The sequence below is a fragment of the Bacillus sp. AFS001701 genome (genome assembly GCF_002559405.1).
GTDB lineage: Bacteria > Bacillota > Bacilli > Bacillales > Bacillaceae_G > Gottfriedia.
In genome coordinates, this window is the sequence record NZ_NTZO01000400.1 from 1 (window position 1) to 4,694 (window position 4,694).

Below are 4,694 nucleotides of genomic sequence, written 5' to 3' on the forward strand. Positions count from 1 at the left end.
TAATAGATATAATTCAACATTGTAAGCTGATAACGTGGATGGCTTACTCCCAAAGAAACGTTGATAAGGAAAGTGGTAGTGAGAGTAGCTGCTGTATAACTTATCTTTATATCAGTGAAAGTGGTGGCACAGTACCAATGAAGTATCTAATCAACATAGAGGGATAGCCACTAGACTAATGAAGAATCATTTAATCATGCAAGGCAAATCTTTATCGGTTAATAAGGTTCTCGTAAGACTAAAAGAGGTTTACCTCCTACGGGAGGCACCGACTTATTGAAACGGAAGAATTGAGACACGAAAGGTGTACTATTTCAGAAGTGTTGATGATTAAATCGAATTGGATTAGTTGGAACTAAAATTATTATTGAAATACAAGATGCCGTTAATTTTAGGAAATGATTTTTCTGGAAAAATTGTTGAAGTAGGTACTAGTGTCACGAAGTTTAAAGTCGGTGATGAGGTATATGGTCGACCTAGAGCAAATAAAATGGGAACTTTTACTGAATATCTCTCTGTTAACCAAGAAGATATTGCATTAAAACCTAAAAATTTAAGTTTTGAAGAAGCCGCCTCCATCCCTCTAGTCGGATTGACATCCTACCAAGCTTTACATGATATTCTGCGAATTGAAAAAGGGCATAAAATATTAATACATGCAGGATCAGGGGGAGTAGGAACATTTGCTATCCAACTTGCAAAACATATGGGTGCTTTTGTCGCAACTACAGCTAGTAATGGTAGTGATTTAGTAAAATCTCTTGGCGCTGACGAAGTTATTAATTACAAGACAGAAAAGTTCGAACATTCGATTCGTGACTACAACGCAGTTCTTGATACCATTGGGGGGGCGACGTTAGAGAGATCATTTGTAACATTAAAAAAAGGAGGAAAGATTGTTTCTATATCTGGAATCCCGAATGGTCGCTTTGCTAAAGAAAATGGATCTAGCTCATTTAAAAAAACCTTATTTTCAATTGCAAGTTATAAACTTACGAAGCTAGAAAAAAAACATAATGTCCAATACACGTTTCTTTTTATGAAGCATAGTGGAGAGCAGTTGAAAATTTTAACAAAAATGTTAGAGTCAGAAGTGATTAAGCCTACACTTGATAAAGTTTTTATTTTCGAAGAGGCCCAAAAAGCATTGGAGTATGCAGAGGCGGGAAGAGCAAAAGGAAAAATAGTACTTAAATTAAAATAATTAGTCTTATCTAACAAACCTTTCCTTAGGTAGAAAGTGTTTGTTTTTTTAACTTATCGAGGTTGCTTATAGAACTAACGGGTGCATTAGTTGAAGATCAAGAGTTACTTCGGTGACTCTTTTTTATTGCACTAAATGGCAGATTAGTTCAATAAGAATATGTGATAAAATGGAAAAAAACACATTAAGAATTGGGGAATTTTAGTGAGCGTATCAATAGAAAACAAACAAATTGCTCAATTGGCACTGAAAGCATTTGGAGGTAGTCCTAAAGTTTTTAAATATTGGGATGAAAATAATGAAAGTTCAATTGATATTCTTTCATCTAAAGACATTCAATTAGCCGATGATATATTTTCATTCTCTACAATAGGTCTTTCAGAATTTTCCATTGGTGATGAAAACAATGAAAAACCATTAAGAGTTGAATTGGTAGGTGCAAGTGATTTTGAATGTTTTCCTAACATACTAAGTACATGTGCGTTTAATATAATTAATTCCAAATTTGAATGCCATCCTGGTGCAATCTATAAAGATGTAGTTAATATGTATATGCCAAATAGTTCTATGAAACATATTTTATTTATTAGTCCATTTTTATGGGCAGATAAACTTAAAACAGTAAATTTCGAGAAAAAACAAGTTACATGGTTAATGATTATTCCAATCTCAGAAGAAGAAAAATGTTATGCAGATAAATTCGGAGTTGATACTTTAGAAGAATTATTCGAAGTGAAACAAATCAATGTATTTGACTTAGAGCGAAATTCAATAATTTAATTCCTTATTTAACTAACGTGTGCATTAGTTTAACAAGGTTCGACTGCTTCGTGATATTATCCCCTTATAGTAGACACACAAAAAAGACCATCCGATAATAAGGATAGGTAGTCTACTATTGGGGGATTTTATTTTGTCTAAAATTAATCGTACGTCTAAAAAATATTCTGAGGATTTTAAACTAAGAGCCGTAAAACTATATCTTGAAGGAGATAAAAGTTATAAAACAGTTGCCCTTGAAGTTGGAATGAGTAGTCCTACTCCACTTAAAGATTGGGTAAATCGATACAGAGAAGGTAGATCTTTTGAAGATAAACGGGGTAAACATACTAACCATCGTTTTAATGGGTTTCAAAGAACAAAATTTGTAAGTATTGAGGAAGAAAGAGATTATTTGAAAGCACAGGTAGCCTTTCTAAAAAAGCGATATCAAAATCTAGATCAAGGAGGGAAAACTCCTAAAGAAAGTAGATTCGAAATTATTGAAGAGATGAAAGTTAAATATCCTATCACTATGCTTGTTAAAATCGCTGAAGTATCAAGATCTGGTTTCTATAAATGGAGAAAATCAGCCGAGAATCAACAATCCAATAAAAATAAAGAAGAAGCTGTAAAATCACACATTCACGCGATCCATTCAATACGTCCGTATTATGGCTATCCAAGAATAACTGACCGTTTGAGAGAAGAAGGTTTAGTTGTAAACCATAAAAAAGTATATAGATTAATGAAGGAACTAGAGATCAAATCAGTCATTCGAAAGAAAAGAAAATATTTCGGGAGAGATGAATCGAATGTTTATCTTAATCTCTTAAATCGCCAGTTTAAAACACAAATGCCAAATATAGCTTTTGGGACAGATATTACTTTTATCAAGGTAGGAAACAAGTTTTATTACCTTTCAGTTATTCAGGATCTTTATAATAATGAAGTTGTATCTTGGAAATGTTCAGATCGAAATGATATTAAATTAGTCATCGAAACAGTTAGTGATTTATGTAAAAAAAGAAACGTGCATGGAAGTATCCTGCATTCAGATCAGGGATTCCAGTACACGTCTACAAAATACAGCCAGTTCTTAGAAAAGAATAATATGTTAGGCAGCCACTCTCGCAAAGGAAACTGTCTAGACAACGCTTGTGTTGAATCATTCTTCTCACACTTCAAATGTGAAATGGTGTATTTATCTAATTTTAATTCAGAACAGGAACCTATTCAAGCGATTGAAGAGTATATCCACTTCTATAATAATGAACGGTCACAAAAACGACTCAACCGTTGTTCCCCTGTAAAATACAGGTTAACAACGGCTGCTTAGTCGGTCTTATTTAAATGTATCTACTTGACAGGGGTAAGTCCATTCGGCGGTCTTTTTTATTGCACTAAATGGCAGATTAGTTGAATAATAAATGATAAAATTATGAGTGTTATAAGTTGATGGGAGTGAATTAAAAGGGGTTAGATATATATTATTATGATAAAAAGAAGGAAGAACATTTTCTTGCAGAAATAAGTGAAGGTTTACATAACCAAATATTTTACGGAAACATACATCCAGGAGAATGGGGTATTCTCAGTAAAATAAAAGTATATTATGGTGCTGATTCGGTAGTTACCTTAAATAGAAGTCAAATTGATGAATTAATAAAAAAACTTTTATCTATTAAGGAGTTTATAGCTGATAAATATAAAAATGAAATAGATGAATTAGTAATAATTTTACGTAATAAGGAATTTGATAAAATTACTATTGCAGGTGATTAAAAAGATTTTTGAGACAATGATCTTATGCAACTAACGTAGTGCGTTAGTTGCATAATCTCGGTTACAATCCAAAATATAACTTTAAATTAAGGTACACTCTTTTGTAGTGAAAAATTAGTGAAAAGGAGTTTGTAGATGTTAAATTACATATGGTTAGATGACAAATCTCCTATATTAAACCAACTGCCAAATAGTTTTAAATCCGCAGCCATATTATTTCCCCCTTTTATCCAAATGCCTTTGGGTTGGGAGAAGAATAAAAGAAATAACGAGTTTGAACATATATATCCAAGTGATGAAGAAATCTTAAAACTTGGTAAACAAGTTAGTTGGATGAGTATAATGCAAGAATGTGATTTAACCAATTTTAGTGAATTAGCGATTGCATTACAAACATCAATTAGTGCATTAAAGGAACAATATGCAAGAGAAGATTTAGCCCAGAAATTAAACTCAAATTTAAAACAAAATTGTTTTTATCCGGATGAGGATGAAATTTCACTATTATTAATTAAAGACATAAAAAAAGTTTTAGAATCTAAAGGAGCTAAATATTTTAGATACTCTAATCCGATATTGGACGAAAGTGGTACTTTAGAGATTGAAAAACTTATGTCTTTAGATAACAGTAAATTATCTTTAAAAGAGGTAATAATATCAGATGAAAATATGGATTTTGCATTTATGAGTGTGTTTGATACTTTTATTACGGTATTTATGGCCCGTGATGAAAAAATTGAAGATATTGTTAAAAAGATAGGCTGGGAAGCTATAGTATGTGACGACAAAACATATATCGATTGGTATTGGTCAAATATCTATTAGAGTTGTGTGGGAACTCTTTTTTTATTAGATGTTATGCAACTAACGCTTGCTTTAGTTGAACAACATGATCGGCTCTTTAGCCGATTTTTTTGTGGAACTAAATGGCAGTTTAGTTTAAGTG

Annotated in this window: 3 protein-coding genes and 1 pseudogene; all 4 read left to right on the forward strand. The window is 32.0% G+C overall.

Features of this window, described 5'->3' with window-relative positions; genetic code table 11:
* Positions 1-352: 352 nt before the first annotated feature.
* A pseudogene (locus CN514_RS20105) lies at positions 353-1,204 on the forward strand (NADP-dependent oxidoreductase); the annotation flags it as partial.
* A 204-nt stretch (positions 1,205-1,408) separates the two neighbouring features.
* Positions 1,409-1,984, forward strand: coding sequence for a suppressor of fused domain protein (locus CN514_RS20110; protein WP_098234112.1), 576 nt, complete (start codon positions 1,409-1,411; stop codon positions 1,982-1,984).
* Between the two features lie 133 nt (positions 1,985-2,117).
* Positions 2,118-3,302 carry an IS3 family transposase gene (locus tag CN514_RS20115; protein WP_176525995.1) on the forward strand — a complete coding sequence of 395 codons (1,185 nt, stop codon included), beginning with the start codon at positions 2,118-2,120 and terminating at the stop codon, positions 3,300-3,302.
* A gap of 581 nt (positions 3,303-3,883) precedes the next feature.
* Entirely contained in the window at positions 3,884-4,573 is a 690-nt protein-coding gene (locus CN514_RS20120; RefSeq protein ID WP_098234114.1) for a DUF2711 family protein, read from the forward strand.
* Positions 4,574-4,694: the final 121 nt, after the last annotated feature.

Excerpts from the sequence above, each read along its gene's own strand:
- CN514_RS20120 (WP_098234114.1), top strand. The coding sequence starts at position 3,884 with ATGTTAAATTACATATGGTTAGATGACAAATCTCCTATATTAAACCAA.